We start from the raw sequence: 20,023 nt of genomic DNA, 5'->3' as shown, positions 1-20,023 counted from the left end.
TTCTATAAAATATACTCGACACTTTCTTCTTCCCACCTATATACCGGTATTATAGCATAAGCTTTTTTGAAAAACTATCCCTTAACTTGTCCTGCCATGCTGGTAATTGGCCCCATCACACTGACTGCCACCAAAGCAATCACGCCACCCATTGCCACAATCATTACTGGCTCGATAATGGAACTGACTCCGTCAATCGCAGTGTCAACTTCTTCTTCGTAAAAGTCGGCAACCTTGATAAGCACTTTGTCTGTTTGTCCAGTCTCTTCACCGACAGATAGCATCTGAGCAACAATTGGTGGATATAAATCATCCCTCTCGGCGATAATCCTCGACAAGACTTCACCATTTTGGACGCGCTTGGTGGCTTCCCTCAAGGATTCTTCGTAGACAACGTTGCCAACTGCGCGGGAGGTGACGTCCAGAGCTTCTAACACGGCTACGCCGGCGCCAATGAGAGCGGAGAAGGTTCTTGTGAACCTTGCAATTGCTACTTTTCTAACGATTGCCCCAACCGCAGGAACCTTAATGATGATATGGTGGAATTTAACGCGTCCCTTTGGGGTTTTAATGTAGCGAATTAGTGCCCAAATTCCGCCGATGAATGCTGGGACAATCAAATACCAGAACGATACCATAAAGTCGCTAATACCGAGCATGATTTCAGTGAGTAGTGGCAGCTTAGCATCTGGCCCGCCCATGTCTTTAATAGTTTTACCAATGACTGGAATAATAAAGGTCATCAAAATGAAGAAGGCAATGATGGTTATCACCAAAAGAACGATTGGGTATGTCATGGCGCCTTTAATCTTTTTCTTCATGGATGAGTTTTTTTCTTGTTGCAAGGCTAGTCGTTTCAAAATGTCGTCCAGAATACCTCCGGTTTCACCAGCGGCGACCATATTAACGTAGATGTCGTTGAAGGTTTCTGGATGTTTTCCTAGAGCATCAGCAAATGACATACCACCTTCGATGTCTTTAATAACAGCGTTAATTGTCTCTCGGAAGCCGACGCTCTCAGCGTGCTTGGCCATTGAATTTAGCGAACGAAGAATCGGCACGCCAGCTGAAACCATGGCGCTTAATTGGCGTGTAAACATTACTAGCTCATCGGTTTTGGCGCCTTTCTTTTTTTTGCCAAACGAAAAACCGCCAGCTTTTTTTGCGCTCTTTTCTTCGATTTTTATCAATTGCCCGCGTGATTTTAAAGTGTTGATAGCTGATAATTTATCGGCCGCCTCTATTGTTGAGGAGACAGTTTCTTTTTTCTTATTGACAAGTAAATATTCAAAAACTGGCATGACGCTACTCCCTTGTTGCCCTCAATACTTCTTCGGTTGTTGTGATTCCGCGCAGTGATTTAATGAGGCCATCCATCTGCATAGTTACCATGCCTTCAGAAATTGCTTGATCCTGGATGTCGTTACTGGTGGCATTGGCGGTAATCATTTTTTGAATAGGGATAGAAATGCCGAGAACCTCGTAAATACCAACACGTCCCTTAAAGCCATTATGTCCACATTCGTCACAGCCTTCAGGGCTTGGCTTCCATAGCCGGGCGATTGTTTGCTCGGTTGAGCCCATTGGTGTGTCGCCACCAATTTTATCATCAAAAGCCTGCTGCTCTAGGCTGTGAATTTTTTTAATTGATTTGGTGTCGATATTAAACATCTCAGTTATGTACTTCAATTCTTCTTGGTTTGGTGTATATTCCTGACGGCAGTTCATGCAGAGCCTTCGTACTAATCGCTGACCAATCACTGCTTTGACTGTCGAAGCGATCAAGAAGGGTTCGATTCCCATGTCCAGCAAACGTGGCAAACAAGTTGCGGCGTTGTTGGTGTGGAGGGTTGAGAACACCAAGTGTCCAGTCAGCGCCGCCTGCACGCCGAGGTTGGCAGTTTCACCGTCACGGATTTCTCCAACCATGATGATGTTTGGGTCTTGGCGAAGCAATGCGCGCAGTCCTGAAGCAAAGGTCATGCCGGCTTTGGCGTTGGTCTGAGTTTGGTTGACGCCAGGGATTTTGTATTCAACCGGGTCTTCAATTGTCGAAATATTAACATCTGGCGTATTAAGCTCCGACAACACACTAAACAGAGAAGTCGACTTTCCTGAGCCAGTCGGCCCGGTCACCAAAATCATACCGTTTGGCTGCGCCATGGCGTCTTTTACGGTAGCAAGCGACAGCCCCCAGTAGCCCAGCTGATCAAGTTTAACTGCTTGATTTGACTCATCCAGAATACGCATCACCACTTTCTCGCCATCGGTGATTGGTAATGTTGAAACGCGAAAGGCATATTGCTTTGAGGAAAGTTTTATCTTAAAGCGTCCGTCTTGGGGTACGCGGCGTTCGTCGATTTTTAGGTTAGATAGGATTTTTATGCGACTGACCAAGGCCCCGTGGACGTTACGTGGTAGCTTGTTAACTTCTTTTAGGACGCCATCAATTCGGTAGCGGACCTGGACGTAATCTTCGCGCGGCTCAATATGGATATCAGAAGCATTGGATTTAATGGCGTACTCTAGCAGTAGGTTAACAGTCTGGGCAATTGGTGAGTTTTCCGCAAAATCGTCCTGACTGATATTTTGATCGTCAGCAGAAGCGTCTTTTTGTACGGCAATAACTTCGTCTAGCTCAGCATCGATATTTCCTCGATAGTTGTCTAAGCATTCTAAGATATTACTTCTTGTCGCCAGAAAAACTTTAGTATTGTAGCCAATTTCTTTTTGGATGAAATTTAGCGCCTGAACGTCGTCTGGGTCCTCCATGGCCAGAGATAGACTCTCATCATCATTTTTTTCGAAGAGTACAACATTATACTGGCGTGCAATATGTTCAGGGATCCGCTTTAATACTTCTTCGGGAATATCTTTTGGTTCGATTCTAACGAAAGGTACGCCGATATAGTCACTAATTAGCTTTGTCAGGTCCTCTTCGGATAGAACCTTTTGTTCAATAATGGCTTCTTGTAGCGTTTGTTTTGATCGTTCAGCGAGCAGCTTTAAATCAGCAAGCTGCGACTCATCAATAACCCCACCTTCTTTCAGAATACTTTCAATTGTTTGATCTGAAATACGCATAATTCTTATGATTATTGTACTACCGTCGCTAAAAAAAAGCCAGCATAGTATAATAGAAGGGTGAAAATTGATAGCGACGAGAAGATGCAACGATTAGGTGTGGCAATTGGCCAGGCGGTTTCTGGTGGTGAAGTGCTGGAATTGGTTGGTGATATTGGCGCCGGGAAGACGACGTTGACAAAGGGGATTGCTAAGGCTTTAGATATCAATGAGCCTGTCCAGAGTCCAACTTTTACGATTTCTCGAGTATATGATTCACCGAGGGGGCTGCGTTTGGTACACTATGATTTTTATCGATTGGGTGAGGCTGGCATTATGGGTGATGAGATTAGCGAAGCTGTAGACAATGATTCGGTGGTGGTCGTTGAGTGGGCGGGTGCAGTTGATGGTGACTTGCCGGAAGATCGTTTGGCGATAAAAATTACAGCGACTAGCGAGGAAGAGCGGCTGGTAGAATTTCATCCCGGCGGTAAAAGGTCGACTGAACTTTGGCAGAAGATAAAGGAGAATTTGGCATGATAATCTTATTAGATACCTCGACGGCAACTTGTTTTTTAACGTTGGTTGATGATGAGGTTCGGCAGGATTTTGAGTGGCAAGCGGGGCGGACGTTGGCGCGCGGCTTATTGAAATTCTTGGAAGAAAAAACCGGTGATTTGCACGATATCAGTGGTATCGGCGTAATGAAGGGGCCGGGCAGTTTTACTGGATTAAGGATTGGACTTACAGTTGCCAATACGCTGGCGGATAGCCTGAATGTACCTATTGTCGGTGCAACGGGCGAAGACTGGCGGGAGATGACGCTTAAAAAACTGTACGCTGGCGAGAACGAGAAAATTGTCATGCCAGAGTATGGTGCCGCCGCTCATGTTACCTCGCCGCGAAAATGATTTTCAGTGCCAAAATCTTCAAAACCGTGTATAATTAAATTACGGCGTTTTGTAAGTTCTGATTCGCCAGATTTAGATAGTTTGAAATTGATTGGCTGTTGATATATTTCCTTGAGACGAACACTCAAGGGCGGCTGATCGGAAAGGAATAATATGATAGAGATGATCATTGCCGCCATTGTTGGTGCAGGTGTTGGCGTTGGTGGTTTCGTAGGATATCAACGAACGCGCCAAATTAATGGCAAAAATCAAATTGAGCGTGATTTGGCTGATGCCAAGACGAAGGCTAGCGATATTGTTTTGAAAGCCAAAGACGAGGCGCTGAAAATTGAGAATGAGCGCCGTAAGGAGTGGCAAAAAACCGAGAATCGTTTGGCGGATCGCGAGAGAGCACTTGATAATAAGTTGGATGAGCTGGATCGGCGAGCGGAGAAGCTGCGTACCCATGAAGATGAGGTTGATAACCTTAAAAATGAGATTCGTGATATCCGTACGCGTCAGCAGGAGAAGCTTGAGAAAATTGCTGGACTGAAAAAGAAAGACGCAGCCGACAAACTGATGCAGATGACCGAGCGTGATATTAAGCAGGATTTGGCTGGTTTGGTGTCAAAATTGCAACATGATGCAATGGATGACGCCGAAGAACGGGCGCAGATGATTTTGGTGACGGCAATGGAGCGGATGAGTAGCGAGGTAACAGCCGAGCGCACAGTTACTGCGGTTAAATTGACTGATGATGAGATGAAAGGTCGAATCATCGGCAAGGAAGGTCGCAATATTCAGGCGCTGCAGCGTGAAACTGGTGTTGATATTTTAGTGGATGATACACCGGGTATGATAGTGCTGTCGAGCTTTGATCCAGTTCGTCGACAGGTGGCTCGTTTGAGCTTGGAGATGTTGATGAAGGACGGGCGCATTCATCCAGCGCGCATTGAGGAAGTTGTCGCTAAGGCTAAAAAGCAAATTGATAAAGAGGTTAGACAGGCTGGTGAAGATGCTATGCGCGAGACTGGCGTGGTCGGTATTCCAAAGGAAATGTTGCTACTGCTTGGTGAACTGAAGTTTCGTACTAGCTTTGGTCAGAACGTCCTGAAACACTCAACAGAGATGGCGCAAATTGCTGGTATGATTGCTGAGGAAATTGGCGCTGATGTGCGTATTACAAAAATTGCTACACTATTACATGACGTTGGTAAGGCAGTGACTCATAAAATTGAGGGCAAGCATCATCATATTGGTGCGGAATTGGCGCGTAAATACGGCATGGACGAGAGAATTGTACATGCAATTGAGGCTCATCATGATGACATCGAGGCAACTACGCCAGAAGCGATTATTGTGCGGGTTTGTGATGCAGCTTCGGCGGCGCGTCCAGGTGCGCGTAATGTTTCAGCTGAGAACTTTGCTGAACGAATGCGTGATTTGGAGAATGTGGCGACTAGCTTTGAAGGAATTGATAAAGCCTACGCAATTTCGGCTGGACGTGAAGTTCGGGTGATTGTTAAGCCGCAAACAATTGATGATTTATCGGCAATTAAATTAGCGCGAGACATTGCTACGAAGATTGAGTCGACCATGCAGTATCCTGGCACGATTAAGGTTAATGTCATTCGCGAAACGCGAGCAATTGAGTTTGCAAAATAATGAAATTTACTGACGAGCAGCGGCGAACTTGGTTGGCTAGTTTAGACAAGCGTTTTTCTAGTGCGGCGGTGTTAATAGAAAATGAGCAGGGCGAATTATTAATCGTCAAATCGGACTACAAAGATCACTGGTCGCTACCTGGCGGAATTGTTGATCCTGGAGAATCTCCGCTGGAGGCGGCAGTGCGTGAAGTCGAGGAGGAGGTGGGTATTAAAATTGATGCCGAAAACCTACAGTTAGCCATGGTAGCATCGCGTCATTCTGATGAGTTTTTGACAAATCAGTTTGTATTTTTTGCGCAATTGGAAAATAATGTCTTGTCTAAAATAAAGCTTCAAGAGTCAGAAATAGTGTCTAGCAAACTTATTTCTAAGAGTGAAATTGACTCTAATGACGGGTCATTATTATGGGCAATTCGTTTTTGGGCGGCTGATAAATTCGGTTACGTAAATACGAAAATAGTTGATGAGGATGGCGTAAAAAATGAGCGAATAGAGTTTTTTGCGCCGATACTGGGAGGAAAATAGTGGGATTATTAGTTATCTGTCGACACGGTGAGAGTGAATGGAATCTACTAGGCAAGTGGACGGGCTGGACTGACGTGGGGTTAACGGAAAAAGGGTGGGCTGACTCAGTGTGCTTGGGTGTTCTCCTTAAGGATATCAAGTTTGACGAGGCCTACACGTCAGCGCTAAAGCGGACGCACCAAACGCTGGATGCCCTGCTTGAGGGGTGTGGTATAGTCAGTCTGAAGACAACGCGGGCGACTGAGCTGAATGAGCGTGATTATGGGGATTTGACTGGTAAAAATAAGTGGCAAGTGAAGGACGAGATTGGTGAAGAGGCGTTCAATGGAATTAGGCGCGGTTGGGATTATCTGGTGCCAGGCGGCGAAACATTAAAAGACGTTTACGCGCGAGTGGTTCCGTATTTTGAGCGGGAAATTTTACCGAAACTTCAGGCGGGCGAGAATATTTTATTAGTAGCGCATGGAAATTCTATTCGGGCGTTAATCAAACATCTTGACCAAATTTCAGAGTCAGAAATGGCAAACGTAGAAATGCCGTTTGGTCAATTATTGCTTTACAAATTTGAAGCTGATAATAATTTGCCAACTAAAAAAGAAATTCTATCGGTAAATATTGGTCCGGTAAACGCTTAGCCATTTATGTATATCTCATAGGCGCTGAGGGCCGACAAGAATTGCTGAAATCTAGTCGTGTCATCGCCGTGATGCGGCCAGGTTGCATGATTCAACCAAAACCCCATTAGTGTGAGACAATAATCTAAGTTTATTATGTTTTGATAAGGGGAGATATCATGGTAGCTTTTATGTAGGTCAATTAGCAGGCTGGTAATATCACTACCCGATTCACCCAACCCAGACCAGCTCCAATCCACCAACCTAGTACCGTAATTAGGGTGCCAAGCCATGTTTGATTGTCGGATATCATGGTGGCAAAAAACTAATGAGTTTGTTCTAGGGGTCTGGCTGCCTATTTGGCGTAGCGAGGCTAGGTTTCTTAGCAATGATTGAGCAGCTGCTTGGCTACGGGGTGTTAATCTATCTAAAAAACTTGGTGCTAATTTATGTAATTTATCTATTTTTTGATTATCAATTGATTGCCAACCTTCTTTTACAAAACTATCACGCGACGGTTCAATGTCGAAAGCGTCAGCCGGTAGTGGCATACTCTCTAGCTCATTAAATTTTTCAATCGCTGAATTTACGTATGAATTGAGCGTGTCTTTCCTGGCTCGCCATTGCCATCCGCCGTCAGGTTCCATCGCATCCATGATGAGCGTATCGCTACCATGCAGAATTGACCGCTCGGGTATTCCGCTATATCCATGAGACCTTAAGTGAGCCATAACGAAAGCTTCTTTCTCCAGATATTGATGTAATCGGTTTCGTCTCGGCGTATCGTCATACTTAGCTGATATCTGTTTAACAAATACTGACTGGCCGTTTTTTGTAGCAATAATTTTGTCATATTGCATATGACCACCGCTCACATCGTGGTAAGTTTCTGGAGACTGGGCTATTTCAATAAGGTTTTGGCAAGATAAATGATCAAGCGCCCTTGTCAAGATGTAGTCGTGTGAGGCGTAAAGACTGGGTAAATTATCAATTGACCACCAACCAGCGTCAATTGCATCATCGTGGCCGGTCGCTTTTATCGTGTCAGATACGGTAAATAGGTAGGCGCTCGTCTCAATCCATGATTCTTGGCGATTGCGCGGGTCGTCAACTAATCCTCTAAATATAAGTGTAGCCCCGTCACTAATTGTGACGCCAGTTTCTTCTCTAGTTTCGCGAATGGCCGCTGCAAGGGAATCTTCTCCGGGATCGATAAAACCGCCAGGTAGTGCCCACTCGCCGCTAGAACGTTTTATTAAAAGGATTTTTTGTGATGCTGGATTAATAATTACACTATCCGCGGTGTAATTCGGACCATCGTACCATAATTCGTGCCTCAGGCTTGTTGGTTCTATTTCTTTCATACTGCGACTAGGAGGCTATCGCTTAAGGCTTTTTTTGCTAAAGCTTCTTTTACGCGTTGTTTATACTCGCTAATTTTATCAATCGTACCTGTATGTTTACCAGGTGTGTCGCTCAGCTTCACTGTGGATATTCCATCAACTTCTGTGGCTTTCATGACGAAGTTATTGGGTTTGATGCCAAGGTCATTGGTTAAAGTTGTACCCCAGCCAAATGTGACATTTATTCTACCTTTGAAATAATCAGCCAGGCGAATAATTTCATCCGCATCAAGTCCATCACTAAAGACGATAGTTTTTTCCATTGGGTCAATTCCGTTTTTCTGATAGACCTCAATAGCTTTATTTCCAAAATCTATCGGGTCGCCAGAATCATGGCGTAGTCCTTTCCATGAATCCATCTGCTCAGGCGTAAAATAGGCAAAGAAAAAGTCTGTTGTAAATGTATCGGTTAAAGCGATTGATAGATCGTTGCCATATGTGTTTTGCCAATCTTGCAATGCTTGATTGTGGCCGTCTAGTGGATTATTTCCGCCCTTGTCTGCTAGTGCGGCATAAACCATTGGCATTTCGTGCGCAAAAGTTCCAATTGGCTTTAGTCCTAATTTATGTGCCAGATATATATTTGAAGTGCCAACGAAATTATCCGGCAGCTCTGTCGCAACGCGCTCAACTACGTGTCTATGCCAATCATAACTAAACCGTCGTCGAGTACCGAAGTCTGAGAATTTTATATATGGAAGATCCTTTAATAGTGCAATTTTTTCACTTAATCGACGGTCACCTTCGGCATATAATTCGGCTAATGATCGACCTTCACTAGTAAGCTTATTTTTAAAATATATTTCATTTATTTCGCTCATAATCACCGTTTCCCAGAATGTAACTAGCGGCCATTTTCCTGTGCTACTAACTGATAAATCGCCGTGCTCGTCATAGTTAATGTCAACTGGGGGTAGGGGATTTTCCATGAGGAAATCTAGGTATTCTGGTGAAAATTGTGCTTTGCCGTCCTGATTTTGTAGGCTGGCCAGGTAAGCAATTTCATCAGGACGCCATCCATCAGATAGCTCACTAAGCCTATTTCTAAGTTCCTCTGAGGTGACGAATTCTGATAATAAATTAGGAGAGCGATTCTTTAATGTGAAGGTGACTTCAGCTTCAGGGTGTTTTAAGAATTCATTCATCCCCATGGTTGCTTTATAATAATCTAATCCTTGTGATATTTTTGATTCTTCTTCCATTTAAACTGTCTCCTCAATTATCTTTTTTGCTTCTTCGGTTGATATTGCTAATATTCCAGCTTCCTTCATTGCGGTTAGTACTTCTTCTTCAGCGTTTGGCGTCAGTCCGACGGCGCGAACAGCCTCTCGCAGTAGATAGATGGACACTTGATCGTCACTCTGGAAGTGCTCGGTAATGTCCAGCGCAGTTGACTTCACGCAAAAGTCAGTTGCCAGTCCGCCGAGAAATACCTGAACCTTCTCGTGAGGTGTTCGTGGCGTGATAATGGTCTCCAGCGTCTCGCCTGTGTCGCTCTGACCCTCCCAGCCAGAGTACCCGTCAGTCTGGCCCACGCCTTTGTCGATAATAGTGTCACCAGGCTGCACGTTGAGTTTATCGTGAAAGCTAGCGCCGGTAGTGCCGGCCACGCAGTGGACTGGCCACTGGCCACCAAAATTAACAAAATGTGGTGTTTCACCGGGGTGCCAGTCGCGGGTAAAAACGACCTGTCCGCCATGGTGTCGCACGGTCTCGGCGATGGTGTTGAGCGGGGCAACGACCTGCTCGCCCTCGGCAACTGCCAGGCTACCATCGATAAAATCATGCTGCACATCAACGGCAACAAGTATATTTCGAGTTGGTTTTACTGTTTCCATGGATTACCTCCTTACTTAATGTATAAATTACACTTACTATTTAGTTTAATCGTTAGTTATTGTATTGTCAACACTAATTTATGAAAAATATAAATTTTATATATCTATCTAATAAGATTAGTCGAACCTGCGGTTCAAAATCTCTAGTCTATCTGAATTGAATTCATATAGTTTTGCTGGGCGATGTGCGCCGTCACGCCATAACTCGTTGGTTTCATGAATGAGGTTGAGGCTGAGGAATTTTTTGCGAAAATTACGCTTATCAAATTCACGATCAAAGATAATTTCGTAGGCGTTCTGTAGTTGGGTCAGGGTAAAACGCCGCTCCAGAAATGCCGACACAGCATTCGTATATGTTAACTTGGCGATTAGCCGCTCTTTGGCGTACTTAATAATATTAACGTGGTCGTATGCTAGTTTTGGTAGTTTATTTACATCAAAAAATGCCACTTCTAATTCTTCATTATATGTAATATTGCGTCCACAGCCTAAATAAGTTACAGACACTGCATGTCCTCGTGGATCGCGATCAATCGTGTCGAACGTGTAAAGCTGTTCGATGTAGTGTAGATCTTCTTTGATTTTTACTCCTGTCTTTTGAGAGACTACACGCTCAAGCGCATCTGTTGTCGTTTCTCCTTTAGCGTTATATCCTCCAGGGAGAGCCCATTCTCCTTTAAAAGGTTCGTTTGGCCGTTTTAATAACAATACTTCCAATGCGTCATTATAGATTTGAAAAATTACCGCATCCACGGTTAGCGTTGGGGGTGTGTACGGTTTTGTGTAATTCATACAATATATATTATCCTGAAGTAAGCCGCTTGCCAAGTTATTCTTATTTATTATCTCTGTACTGTATCGGCAGATTACGTTTATGTTGAGTTTTTTCGTAAAAATTTTCTATGATTTTGGCGACCTTAGGACTGATGGTTTTACCCTCAAGATAGTCATCAATTTCGGTGTAACTGATCCCCAATTCTGTTTCGTCGGGCTGAATTGGATTATTATCTAACAAGTCGGCGGTCGGCGTTTTATTCAGAAGAGATTCTGGGATATTTAAAACCTCAAGCATAGCGCGACCTTGGCGTTTTGTTAGTCCAGAGAGGGGCATGATGTCGGCAGCGCCATCGCCAAACTTGGTGAAAAATCCCGTGACTGATTCGGCGGCATGATCAGTGCCAACTACCAATAACCCGCAGGCACCAGCAATAGCATATTGTGCCATCATACGGATACGAGCCTTGATGTTGCCTTTGTCGAAATCGCTAATTTCTTGACCATTGGTGTATAGGTTCGCAACAAGTGTGTCGACGCTAGGTTTTATATCAATGTCGTGTTCTATGACGCTTGATTCGCCATAAGACTTAATAGTCTTAACGGCTAGCTCAGCATCTGCGCGGTCGTGTTGTATTCCGTAAGGAAGAAGCATTGTGTGAAAGTATGCCTCGCGATTATTTTTATTACATATGTCTACTGCGCGTTGAGTTATAATTCCCGCGAGTAATGAATCTTGGCCGCCGGAAATGCCTAGCACAAATCCATTCAGCCCAGTTCCTCCTAGGTAGTTTGCTAAGAATTGGCTGCGTTTTTCTATTTCTTGTACTGGCTGTATATTGGGTTTGACTCCTAAAGTGGCGATAATTTCTTGTTGCTTGGCTCGCATATATACCTCCTTTATTATTTCTGTAGGCAGCTTAGGGTTATACGTAGAGTGTAGCATAGTTAGTGTGTATTTAACAATAATCTACGAGAAACGAGTATGTATGATATTTGTACAACAAATTGAGGTTAATCAATAATCCCCAAAGCGATCGTCATCACACCAAGTACCACGTGGCTTATCGTTACGCCGATGAGGTTTGATGAGAGCTGGTACGCTCGGTACCAGAAAAGGCCAACGATGCCCATGACAACAACAGTGAGCATATCGCCGTAGATGATATGTACATAACCGAAAAGGGCGGCTGCTACGCCAAGCTCCAGTACTCGGTGTAGCCGTAGTTCTTGCAGCATACGGCTGAGGATGCCGCGAAATAACAGTTCTTGCGCCGGGCACGAGATGAGAATATAAAATACATAGAATCCTATTCCTTCGGTTGGTGAGAATCGAGGTTTTTTGAGGAGTAGAAACAGCCCGGCTGCGATAATGAGAGCTATAGTTATAGGTAGCACGGTTTTGAGTGAATAGATGGTACGTTGCCGCGTAATGCCGATGTCATTGTGCGTATTGCCGAGTATTCGCATCACTATGTACATCGCTACTGCACCGACGACGAGTGTCGCGAACTTCATATTCCAGGGAATGACACCGGTACAAATGAGAATGGACAACATGAGATACACGCAGACAATGGCGCAGAGATATATCATTTGTCGGCGGTGAGTTGTGCGGGTAGTGTGATTAGTATTGGCCATAATTATGAGGGTATGTCTATATATTAACTCAAATCGCTAATTATTGCTGTATTTAATGTGTAAAGTGTGGTAGAATAGTGAGGTAGGTGTCGAGATCATCTTTCGGGGTGTGGCGCAGTTGGCTAGCGCGCGCGGTTTGGGACCGTGAGGTCGAAGGTTCGAGTCCTTTCACCCCGACCAATTTAAATCATTCAATACATTAAGATAACCGGCAAATTCGTCGGTTATTTTTTATTTTCGTACAAACCAATGATCAGATCGCCATCACGAAATTCTTGCTGCATTAGCCATGATGGCGGAATTTGTTTTTTATATTTGTCATATGTTTTTGCGCGAAGTATCAGCCAAATTCTTTGAGTTTTTACAGAGTTTAAAGAGCTAATTTCTGGAGTATTAAGTTTTTTGATTAGCCCCCATTCACCAGCCCAATTGAGCTCTTGGTCTGGACGTAGCAGGATAATTTCTTTATTAGTTCTATTGTAATAAGATGTGTGAAAATAGGTGTAAATTTCACCGGAGATAATAGCGTCATTGCTTTTTATATTATCATTTATATGATTCATGGCAGTTTCTGTGTTGTTCCAGGATGCTTCTGTTATATTTTTACTGCCGACATGCCACATGTAGCAGCCAATTAGCAATATGAAAATAATAGATAAACCGACACTACGAATCCTTTTGCTCGAAAAAATAATTCCTATGTAGATGGCTATCAGACTATAAAATACTGGCGCTGAGTAGGTAAAATAGCGATCTAAATAAACGGGGCGACCTTTACTAAGTGTGTAGATGATGATCATTGGTAGAAATGACCAAATTGTCATGAGCCATATTGCTGCTCGGTATTTATGAAATTTTTTAGCTAAGACGAGTGATACGATGAGCATAATTGGTAGCAGCAGTAAGCCAAAGTAGCGGACTATCCTCTCGTCGTAAGTTAAGAACATGGATAGGGTTGTTGGTATGGTAAATTTATTGACTTCTGGTATCCAAAACTCGCCGCTGACTCTACTGACCTGGGAGATCATTACTGGCAGCCAAGGTAAGAATAATAAAAAGCATAGCCCAGCTGCTAGCCAGAGATTTTTATTAGTAAAAATTTTTATGATAGCAGTGCGATCTCCGCCAATTTTTAGCCATAAATAGACAAAGTGAGCTGGAATTAGCAGTGCCAGGAAATACTGTGTGTAAATGCCGATTGCCACTAAAAATCCGTATAATATCCACCAGGGTTTTTTGTCTTTTCTGCCGACCGCCATGATAAATGCATAGGTGGCGGATACGCTAAGCAGCGCCGCCAAAGCATACATCCTCGCCTCGTCGCTATAGCGGATCAGGAATGGTCCTAAAGCTGCTAAAAAAGCTCCAAATATAGCGATTCTTTTAGAGAATAGCTTTTGCAGTAAGAGAAATAGCATGGCGACTGTCATGGCGCCACATAAGACACTAAAGCTTCTGAGTGCAGTGACTGAATTGCCAAAAAGTAATTGCCAAAAATGCATGATAATGTAATAAAATGGTGGATGTACGTCCGTGGTTGTCGTGGAGATAATGTCAATCAAGGGCTGCTTGATAATGGTAGCAGTATAGCCCTCATCGTGCCAAATATTAGCCTTAGTTAATTGGGCAGCGCGAGCGCTAATAGCTAAAATTAATATGGGAATTAGCCAGACCCAGCCAGGTATTTTATGAAGAAATGTGTGTAGATTTTTAAGATTTGCGCATATATTTTTCATTACACTATCTGGGAAGTTTTAGGGATATTTCACGTGCCTTGTGGGCTATCTCATCGTCAATAGTATCTACTCCAAAGTCTATGCTAATATCGCGTCGCCTTAAAGCCTCATTGATTAGAAAATCAGCAATTTGTGGGTTTTTTGGTAGGATTGGGCCGTGGAGATATGTGGCTATAACGTTGTTATACCGAACACCTTCACTTGCATCAATCATATTATTGCCAGCACCCTTAATCACTTGCCCTAGCGGCGTGACAGTTTTATCAAGGAAGGTCTGCCCACTATGATTTTCGTATCCGATAATCTCGCCAAATTCTTGACTCTTGATAATAATATTGCCAATCATTCGCTCATCGCCAGCAATCGTTTCAATCGGTAAAATATTAGCGCCAACAATCTCTTCGCCTTTAAGTGTGCGGAAAAAGCGGCCGAAGAGCTGATACATACCACAAATCATTAGCATCGGCACGCCGTCGTTTGCTAATTGTCGGAGCTCGTCTGCTCGTTTCAAAAGGTCGTTTTGGATAATCGTCTGGCCAGAGTCTTGACCGCCACCACCGACGAAAATATCAATATTAGAAAAGTCTGTTGAATCGCCTGGATTGTGGTCGATAATTTCGACTTCAAAACCGCGCCACTCTAGGCGTTTTTTTAGGACCAGCGTGTTGCCCCAGTCGCCGTATAAATTCATGTCTCGTGGATAAAGTTGTGCAATTGTTATTTTTGTCATAATATTTCCTCTACGTCGGTTTTTTCGCTAAGCAGGCGTCGAATTGCAGTCATGGCGGTATAGCTACAGAATATTTGCTTTGGTTCTTCTGGGCGGTCGTTGATAAAATCATCTAACGCCCGCGTAATATCGGTGTCAATTTTTTCAACCGCAACTTCGTCATATTGAAGACGCAGCGCCATGTCATAAGCTCGCACCCCACTAATCATGGCTACCTTTTTCAGAGATGAAAAGTCAACATCCCAAAACCAACTAACATCTCGCCCGTCTGCGAAATTGTCATTAACCGCGATCATTGTCGCGCTGCTATTTTTGGCAAATGACAAGAGCGCCAGTCGAAAACCGCTTGGATTTTTAACGAGAATAAGTTCAATCGGCGTGCCGTTTAGGAAAATTGTTTCACCGCGACCAAAGGCTGGCTTAATATTTTCGAGCGCTGACAATATGGTGTCTGTAACTTCCGGTCCGGTAATTTGTCGCGCCAGGGCGGTAGCTGCTGCGGCATTAAGTAAATTATAAACGCCGGTAAGCTTTAAATTGACAGCAGCTTCTTTGTTATCAATTCGTAGGGTCGCCTCCTGTCCGCTAATCTTTTTTAATAAAACATCGACGTTTACGCTTTGGTTAGCGATTGCTGCGCCGTATTTTAAGTTGTCGTCGGTCGGCATTAATTTAAGTAGCTCATCGGTTGTGCCGAAAAATACTTTTTTAGCCTGAATGTGTTTGCTAATCTTAAAAATTCGTGGATCGTCGCGATTAAGAACAACAGCATCGGTAGTTGCTTCGGCTATCTTCTGAAGCAGCGACGCTGTATTGTCGATCTCTCCAAATCTATCCAGCTGATCACGCATTACGTTTAATAGTAGCGAGAACCGTGGGCGAACCATTTGCACAAATTTCACCGCCCAAGCTTCGTCAAGCTCCAAAACTGCAATATCAGCCTCTAATTTACCGCGGAGATTGACTTCATCCAGCAGTGCGGCTGCTACACCTCTGGAAAAATTGCTACCAGTCCGATTCGTAAAAACTCTTAGTCCAACTGACTCGAGCAATTCCACGACGATTTTTGTGGTTGTTGTTTTTCCGTTAGTGCCGCTTATAATTACCACGCCTTGTGGTAGGTCTTTCAGTGTGCGCTGGATGAACTTTGGGTCAATTTTCTCAATCACTAAGCCTGGCAGAGCTGAGCCGCCGCCGCGTAATCTCGCAACCTTCTTGACACCTTTGCCAATTATAGTACTGATCATCTGTCTTGCCATATAATCCATTATACTCTGCCGGGCTAATATGCTACAATATCAATATGTTTTTGGTGGGGATCTTTCAGTGGTGGTATGGCGGTGGATTGTTGCAATATGTCCAACAAGGTTTTTTGGGGGTTTTGCGAACGGCAGACTTTTTTTCGGTCGGATTGTTATTAAAAACATTATTTAACCCGTTTCGTCAGATTTCGGCAGCTCCAGTTGACGGTGCTGCACCAGTTCAGTTGTCGGCATTTTTTGATAAGTTATTTTCGCGCGCGGTTGGCATGGTGGTACGCTCTGTAGTGATAATTGTTGGAATATTGATGATATTGCTGAGGGTTTTGTGGACGCTTCTAGGAATTATTCTGTGGCTGGTCTTGCCTCTATTGCCACTTGCGGGAATTGTGCTGTGGCAAATGGGGGTTTCGCTATGAATGTGCAGCCAAAGTTTAATTACGATAGTTTGAGGTCTCAGAAGGCAAGGTTTTCTGTTAGGTTTGGCAATGCTTGGCACGTTGTGGTAATAGCAATTGGTATCATGATGGTGGTGCTTGGTGTGTGGATGCTGATTGAACACGGATCGGTCGGCTGGCTAATGCTGGGTCTGAGTGGCCCGATGGTTATGCTGTCCATTTGGTGGGAGAAAGATTTGAAGACGGCGGAGATTAATAAGAATCCGCAGACCATTGATGATGTGATGGCGGCTGACGTTTTGGGTAAGCTGCCGCGTCGGCCAACACCAACGGATATTGCTGAAGCGATTACAGGCACTCGAGCTGGACAGTTTTTAGCCTTGCGCCTGGGTTTAACGCCAAACTTTTTGCATAATATTTCTGTTGACAATCCAGATCAAACCGAGCAAGTCTGGAAAGCGGCAATTGAGATTTGGCAGAGCACTGAAAGTCCGAAGATTACCAGTGCGGTTTTAGCCGCGGCCATAGTAAAACAGTTACCGCAGCATAACTCTTTGCTGGCAAATATGAAAATTGATTTTCATGATATCGAAGAGACTATCAAGTGGTACGAACGTATAAAGGCGTTAATTGAAGAGCATAACAAAAAGCCGTTACGGACGGGCGGAATTGCTAGAGATTGGTCGTTCGGTTACACGCCACTATTGAGCCGCTTTGCGCAGAATATTAGCGCTAACATTTCCGGTCAGATGCTTACTACAAAGTTGGCGGCGCATGAAAGTGCACTTGAGCAAATGATGAAAATATTTAGCTCAGGTGGTCGTCAGAACATTGCGTTAATTGGTGCTGATGGCGCTGGGAAAAGTACGGTAGTTTCGGCGTTTGCGGAGATGTTGATTGATGGGCATCAGGGCGTTCCTGGGTCGTTGATGTATCAGCAAGTTTTTATGCTTGACGCTTCATCTTTGGTTAGCGTGGCGTCGGGTCGTGGCGAGTTGGAAAATCTGGTGACAATGATCTTAAATGAAGCGTTTTTATCAAAGAATGTTATTTTATGCTTAGATAATGCGCAGCTATTTTTTGAGGAGGGCATTGGTTCGGTTGATTTGAGTAATGTGCTACTGCCAATTTTAGAAGCTGGCAGATTGAGGATGATTTTAACGATGGACGACCAGCGGTTTTTACAGATTTCTCAAATGAAGCCGCAATTAGCACACGCTTTGAACACCATTGCCATCCAGCCATCAACCGAAGCAGAGACTATGAAAATTATGCGTGACCAATTAGTGATATTTGAAGCCCAGCATAAAGTGACTTATATGTATCAAGCTTTGGCTGAGGCCTATCGGGTTGGCGATCGCTACGTTCAGGATTTGGCAATGCCAGGCAAAGCGCTGAAAATTTTGGAGGCGGCAGCGAGTTATGCTAGGGGCGGTCTTGTGACAGCGCAATCAGTCGACGATGCAATTGAAAAAACCTTGGGTATAAAAATATCCACAGCGAATACCGGCGACGAGCGTGAGAAATTGCTTAATTTGGAAACACTGATTCATCAGCGGATGATCAACCAGTCGCGGGCGGTGACGGTTGTTTCCGATGCTATTCGCCGCGCCCGTACTGGCGTTAGAAACCAAAACCGGCCGATTGGCGCTTTCCTGTTTCTTGGCCCAACTGGCGTTGGTAAAACTGAACTATCCAAAGCTTTGGCAGATGTTTATTTTGGCGGCGAGGGCAGCATGATTCGGTTGGATCTTAACGAGTTTGTTCGCCCAGATGATGTAGCGCGGCTGATTGCCGATGGGGCGCGCGACCCAGGTAGTTTGACGGCGCAGGTGCAAAAAAAGCCGTTTTCAGTGGTGTTGCTGGATGAGATTGAAAAAGCCCATCCGCAGGTGTTGACGACTTTACTGCAGTTATTGGACGAGGGTATCCTGCGCGATGAGAATAACAGGGAAATTAGTTTTCGCGATACGATTGTCATTGCTACGTCAAACGCTGGAGCAGATAGAATTCGCGAATATATTGAGCGCGGCTACCAGTTGGAACAGTTTGAACAAACATTTATCAATGAGCTAATTAATGCTAATCTATTCCGACCAGAGTTTTTGAACCGTTTTGATGAAATTGTTTTGTTCCGGCCGCTGGGCAAGGAGGAATTGTTGCAGGTTGTCGATTTGATTTTGGCTGGCGTTAATAAAACCTTGGCGCCGCAAAAAATTCAAGTTGCAGTTGAAGAGGAAGGTAAGAAATTGTTGGTTGAAGCTGGTTATGATCCGCGTCTGGGCGCCCGTCCGATGCGTCGTGTTGTCCAGCGAGCAGTTGAAAATACTGTCGCTAAGCAAATGCTAGCTGGTACGGTTGCGCCTGGATCAACTACAATTATTACCACTGAGCAAATTCGCCAGATTTTAAGTAGCCAAACCCCTCAAGCTCCAGTGATTCCGCCGGCTAGTTAATTAAGTCTCTCGACAATAGATTTAGCCAACTTCCTATTAAATGGCGCCACGGCTGCCACAGCTACCGCGCCAACACCTCTTACAAACGCGCGACTCTTAGCTTTGAAGCGTTCTTTGGTTGTCAGATTCGGATTTGAAGTGTCAATCTTTGGCGATTCAGACCAGAATGCCAGCCGCACAGCCCTGGCGCCCAGTGCCAGGCTCCTCTTTGTATCGCCAGCCAGCGCTTCAGCGAAGCCTGTACGAGCAGTAAAATTAATGTCATATTGGTCAATCTTGCGATTCTTGTCGGTAGCATGCTTGCGAGACTCTTCAATATAGCGCAGACCTTTGCTTAGATTTTCTGCTGCCCGTTGAGAGTTTTCCTGATTATCATAAGAAGGGTCTGTTGCGATACGCTGCAGCTGCAGAGTTCCGAGTGTTGCGACGCTCGCTCCCAGTTCACGTAGCGTGCTGCGATTCTCTCCTTCTTCGGCCAAAGCTTCATGTTGCTCTACTGCTTCGGTAGCCCATTTTTCGGATTCATCGTAGTCGCCTTGATGGCGGTAGGCGGCACTTAAATCACGAGCAGCACGGGCTTGTTCGGATAAGTTTGGCGCCAGATTGTGGGCCAGGGAGGCTAATATAGCCGCTTGTCCGAACTTTTTCTCGCGTATTGCTTTTAGAACGGCTTCCATTACACTAGGGAAGTCGTTGAAGTCGTTAATAGGCCTTTGTTCATTAGCCTCCATAATACTCCTATTTATACCACTATTTAATATAAAAAGCAAGCAATTTATAGATATAATTAAAACCCGTCACAATAACGGGCTAATCTGGTACCCCGCACAGGAATCGAACCTGCAACCTTTGGTACCGGAAACCAACGCTCTATCCAGTTGAGCTAACGGGGCGTATGTCTTGTTAATGCAATAAAATGGTACACCCGGCAAGATTCGAACTTGCGACCCCTTGGTTCGAAGCCAAGTACTCTAATCCGCTGAGCTACGGGTGCGTACAGAGGTATTATAGCATAGATGGCGACCGAGT

The 20,023-nt window shown here is 44.4% G+C and carries 19 protein-coding genes and 3 tRNA genes; 8 read left to right on the top strand and 14 right to left on the bottom strand.

The features are described from left to right. Nucleotides 1-74: 74 nt before the first annotated feature. On the bottom strand, nucleotides 75-1,301 hold the full coding sequence (locus tag TM074_RS03125) for a type II secretion system F family protein (RefSeq protein WP_369000245.1): 1,227 nt from the start codon (nucleotides 1,299-1,301) through the stop codon (nucleotides 75-77). A gap of 4 nt (nucleotides 1,302-1,305) precedes the next feature. Beyond that, nucleotides 1,306-3,084 carry a GspE/PulE family protein gene (locus TM074_RS03120; RefSeq protein ID WP_369000244.1) on the bottom strand — a complete coding sequence of 593 codons (1,779 nt, stop codon included), beginning with the start codon at nucleotides 3,082-3,084 and terminating at the stop codon, nucleotides 1,306-1,308. Nucleotides 3,085-3,144: 60 nt separating this feature from the next. Here TM074_RS03120 and tsaE point away from each other — a divergent pair, with 60 nt between their 5' ends. The 5 genes from tsaE (at nucleotide 3,145) to TM074_RS03095 (ending at nucleotide 6,780) form a co-directional block, all read left to right on the top strand. Further along, nucleotides 3,145-3,603 (top strand): tRNA (adenosine(37)-N6)-threonylcarbamoyltransferase complex ATPase subunit type 1 TsaE, encoded by a 459-nt coding sequence (tsaE, locus tag TM074_RS03115; protein WP_369000243.1) that lies wholly within the window; start codon nucleotides 3,145-3,147, stop codon nucleotides 3,601-3,603. Next, nucleotides 3,600-3,974, top strand: coding sequence for a tRNA (adenosine(37)-N6)-threonylcarbamoyltransferase complex dimerization subunit type 1 TsaB (gene tsaB / locus TM074_RS03110; protein ID WP_369000242.1), 375 nt, complete (start codon nucleotides 3,600-3,602; stop codon nucleotides 3,972-3,974). The genes tsaE and tsaB overlap by 4 nt, the downstream gene beginning before the upstream one ends. A 153-nt stretch (nucleotides 3,975-4,127) precedes the next feature. Further along, complete coding sequence (gene rny, locus TM074_RS03105) at nucleotides 4,128-5,618, top strand: ribonuclease Y (RefSeq protein ID WP_369000241.1); 1,491 nt, start codon at nucleotides 4,128-4,130, stop codon at nucleotides 5,616-5,618. Next, nucleotides 5,618-6,145, top strand: a complete 528-nt coding sequence (locus TM074_RS03100) for an NUDIX domain-containing protein (RefSeq protein ID WP_369000240.1) — start codon at nucleotides 5,618-5,620, stop codon at nucleotides 6,143-6,145. The genes rny and TM074_RS03100 overlap by 1 nt, the downstream gene beginning before the upstream one ends. Beyond that, the gene (locus tag TM074_RS03095) at nucleotides 6,145-6,780 is read left to right on the top strand and encodes a 2,3-bisphosphoglycerate-dependent phosphoglycerate mutase (RefSeq protein WP_369000239.1); all 636 of its coding nucleotides are present in this window, start codon (nucleotides 6,145-6,147) and stop codon (nucleotides 6,778-6,780) included. Before TM074_RS03100 ends, TM074_RS03095 begins: the two co-directional genes overlap by 1 nt. On the opposite strand, the gene TM074_RS03090 is transcribed toward TM074_RS03095, so the two are convergent. The 6 genes from TM074_RS03090 to TM074_RS03065 all read right to left on the bottom strand — a co-directional run bounded on the left by TM074_RS03090 (nucleotide 6,777) and on the right by TM074_RS03065 (nucleotide 12,244). Beyond that, complete coding sequence (locus TM074_RS03090) at nucleotides 6,777-8,123, bottom strand: NUDIX domain-containing protein (RefSeq protein WP_369000238.1); 1,347 nt, start codon at nucleotides 8,121-8,123, stop codon at nucleotides 6,777-6,779. The two genes, TM074_RS03095 and TM074_RS03090, sit on opposite strands and share 4 nt — an antisense overlap. Continuing rightward, on the bottom strand, nucleotides 8,120-9,364 hold the full coding sequence (gene pncB, locus TM074_RS03085) for a nicotinate phosphoribosyltransferase (protein ID WP_369000237.1): 1,245 nt from the start codon (nucleotides 9,362-9,364) through the stop codon (nucleotides 8,120-8,122). Before pncB ends, TM074_RS03090 begins: the two co-directional genes overlap by 4 nt. After that, nucleotides 9,365-10,000 carry an isochorismatase family protein gene (locus TM074_RS03080; protein WP_369000236.1) on the bottom strand — a complete coding sequence of 212 codons (636 nt, stop codon included), beginning with the start codon at nucleotides 9,998-10,000 and terminating at the stop codon, nucleotides 9,365-9,367. A gap of 117 nt (nucleotides 10,001-10,117) precedes the next feature. Beyond that, complete coding sequence (locus TM074_RS03075) at nucleotides 10,118-10,792, bottom strand: NUDIX domain-containing protein (protein WP_369000235.1); 675 nt, start codon at nucleotides 10,790-10,792, stop codon at nucleotides 10,118-10,120. 43 nt (nucleotides 10,793-10,835) lie between these two features. Further along, a complete protein-coding gene (nadE, locus tag TM074_RS03070) occupies nucleotides 10,836-11,663 on the bottom strand; it encodes an ammonia-dependent NAD(+) synthetase (RefSeq protein WP_369000234.1) in 828 nt (275 codons plus the stop codon). Between the two features lie 125 nt (nucleotides 11,664-11,788). Further along, a complete protein-coding gene (locus TM074_RS03065; RefSeq protein WP_369000692.1) occupies nucleotides 11,789-12,244 on the bottom strand; it encodes a CPBP family glutamic-type intramembrane protease in 456 nt (151 codons plus the stop codon). 274 nt (nucleotides 12,245-12,518) lie between these two features. Here TM074_RS03065 and TM074_RS03060 point away from each other — a divergent pair. Beyond that, nucleotides 12,519-12,595 (top strand) — tRNA-Pro (locus TM074_RS03060). A 44-nt stretch (nucleotides 12,596-12,639) separates the two neighbouring features. Here the strand turns inward: TM074_RS03060 and TM074_RS03055 are convergent. The 3 genes from TM074_RS03055 to TM074_RS03045 are packed head-to-tail and all read right to left on the bottom strand — an operon-like array spanning nucleotide 12,640 to nucleotide 16,140. Then, nucleotides 12,640-14,151, bottom strand: a complete 1,512-nt coding sequence (locus TM074_RS03055) for a glycosyltransferase family 39 protein (RefSeq protein WP_369000233.1) — start codon at nucleotides 14,149-14,151, stop codon at nucleotides 12,640-12,642. A 4-nt stretch (nucleotides 14,152-14,155) separates the two neighbouring features. Next, on the bottom strand, nucleotides 14,156-14,881 hold the full coding sequence (locus TM074_RS03050) for a type 1 glutamine amidotransferase (RefSeq protein WP_369000232.1): 726 nt from the start codon (nucleotides 14,879-14,881) through the stop codon (nucleotides 14,156-14,158). Further along, nucleotides 14,878-16,140 carry a MurT ligase domain-containing protein gene (locus TM074_RS03045; RefSeq protein WP_369000231.1) on the bottom strand — a complete coding sequence of 421 codons (1,263 nt, stop codon included), beginning with the start codon at nucleotides 16,138-16,140 and terminating at the stop codon, nucleotides 14,878-14,880. Before TM074_RS03045 ends, TM074_RS03050 begins: the two co-directional genes overlap by 4 nt. A gap of 44 nt (nucleotides 16,141-16,184) precedes the next feature. Between TM074_RS03045 and TM074_RS03040 the strand changes: the two genes are divergently transcribed. Then, nucleotides 16,185-16,559 (top strand): hypothetical protein, encoded by a 375-nt coding sequence (locus TM074_RS03040; RefSeq protein ID WP_369000230.1) that lies wholly within the window; start codon nucleotides 16,185-16,187, stop codon nucleotides 16,557-16,559. Beyond that, the gene (locus TM074_RS03035) at nucleotides 16,556-18,994 is read left to right on the top strand and encodes an AAA family ATPase (protein ID WP_369000229.1); all 2,439 of its coding nucleotides are present in this window, start codon (nucleotides 16,556-16,558) and stop codon (nucleotides 18,992-18,994) included. The genes TM074_RS03040 and TM074_RS03035 overlap by 4 nt, the downstream gene beginning before the upstream one ends. Here the strand turns inward: TM074_RS03035 and TM074_RS03030 are convergent. The 3 genes from TM074_RS03030 to TM074_RS03020 all read right to left on the bottom strand — a co-directional run bounded on the left by TM074_RS03030 (nucleotide 18,991) and on the right by TM074_RS03020 (nucleotide 19,988). Next, nucleotides 18,991-19,725 (bottom strand): hypothetical protein, encoded by a 735-nt coding sequence (locus TM074_RS03030; RefSeq protein WP_369000228.1) that lies wholly within the window; start codon nucleotides 19,723-19,725, stop codon nucleotides 18,991-18,993. The two genes, TM074_RS03035 and TM074_RS03030, sit on opposite strands and share 4 nt — an antisense overlap. Nucleotides 19,726-19,810: 85 nt before the next feature. After that, nucleotides 19,811-19,887, bottom strand: a tRNA-Arg gene (locus tag TM074_RS03025). A 24-nt stretch (nucleotides 19,888-19,911) separates the two neighbouring features. Further along, nucleotides 19,912-19,988 (bottom strand) — tRNA-Arg (locus TM074_RS03020). Nucleotides 19,989-20,023: the final 35 nt, after the last annotated feature.

This window comes from Candidatus Nanosynbacter sp. TM7-074, from assembly GCF_041006295.1.
Classification (GTDB): Bacteria; Patescibacteriota; Saccharimonadia; order Saccharimonadales; family Saccharimonadaceae; genus Nanosynbacter.
The sequence above is the reverse complement of the archived record's forward strand: the minus strand, read 5'-3'. Positions and strand labels throughout refer to the sequence as shown.

Bases quoted from the DNA above. Each gene is read 5' to 3' on its own strand.
- rny (WP_369000241.1), top strand. From the start codon at position 4,128: ATGATAGAGATGATCATTGCCGCCATTGTTGGTGCAGGTGTTGGCGTT.
- TM074_RS03100 (WP_369000240.1), top strand. From the start codon at position 5,618: ATGAAATTTACTGACGAGCAGCGGCGAACTTGGTTGGCTAGTTTAGAC.
- TM074_RS03125 (WP_369000245.1), bottom strand. From the start codon at position 1,301: ATGCCAGTTTTTGAATATTTACTTGTCAATAAGAAAAAAGAAACTGTC.
- TM074_RS03090 (WP_369000238.1), bottom strand. From the start codon at position 8,123: ATGAAAGAAATAGAACCAACAAGCCTGAGGCACGAATTATGGTACGAT.
- TM074_RS03050 (WP_369000232.1), bottom strand. From the start codon at position 14,881: ATGACAAAAATAACAATTGCACAACTTTATCCACGAGACATGAATTTA.
- pncB (WP_369000237.1), bottom strand. From the start codon at position 9,364: ATGGAAGAAGAATCAAAAATATCACAAGGATTAGATTATTATAAAGCA.
- TM074_RS03080 (WP_369000236.1), bottom strand. From the start codon at position 10,000: ATGGAAACAGTAAAACCAACTCGAAATATACTTGTTGCCGTTGATGTG.
- nadE (WP_369000234.1), bottom strand. From the start codon at position 11,663: ATGCGAGCCAAGCAACAAGAAATTATCGCCACTTTAGGAGTCAAACCC.
- TM074_RS03040 (WP_369000230.1), top strand. From the start codon at position 16,185: ATGTTTTTGGTGGGGATCTTTCAGTGGTGGTATGGCGGTGGATTGTTG.
- TM074_RS03075 (WP_369000235.1), bottom strand. From the start codon at position 10,792: ATGAATTACACAAAACCGTACACACCCCCAACGCTAACCGTGGATGCG.
- TM074_RS03120 (WP_369000244.1), bottom strand. From the start codon at position 3,084: ATGCGTATTTCAGATCAAACAATTGAAAGTATTCTGAAAGAAGGTGGG.
- TM074_RS03065 (WP_369000692.1), bottom strand. From the start codon at position 12,244: ATGCGAATACTCGGCAATACGCACAATGACATCGGCATTACGCGGCAA.
- TM074_RS03035 (WP_369000229.1), top strand. From the start codon at position 16,556: ATGAATGTGCAGCCAAAGTTTAATTACGATAGTTTGAGGTCTCAGAAG.
- TM074_RS03045 (WP_369000231.1), bottom strand. From the start codon at position 16,140: ATGGCAAGACAGATGATCAGTACTATAATTGGCAAAGGTGTCAAGAAG.
- TM074_RS03030 (WP_369000228.1), bottom strand. From the start codon at position 19,725: ATGGAGGCTAATGAACAAAGGCCTATTAACGACTTCAACGACTTCCCT.
- tsaB (WP_369000242.1), top strand. From the start codon at position 3,600: ATGATAATCTTATTAGATACCTCGACGGCAACTTGTTTTTTAACGTTG.
- TM074_RS03055 (WP_369000233.1), bottom strand. From the start codon at position 14,151: ATGAAAAATATATGCGCAAATCTTAAAAATCTACACACATTTCTTCAT.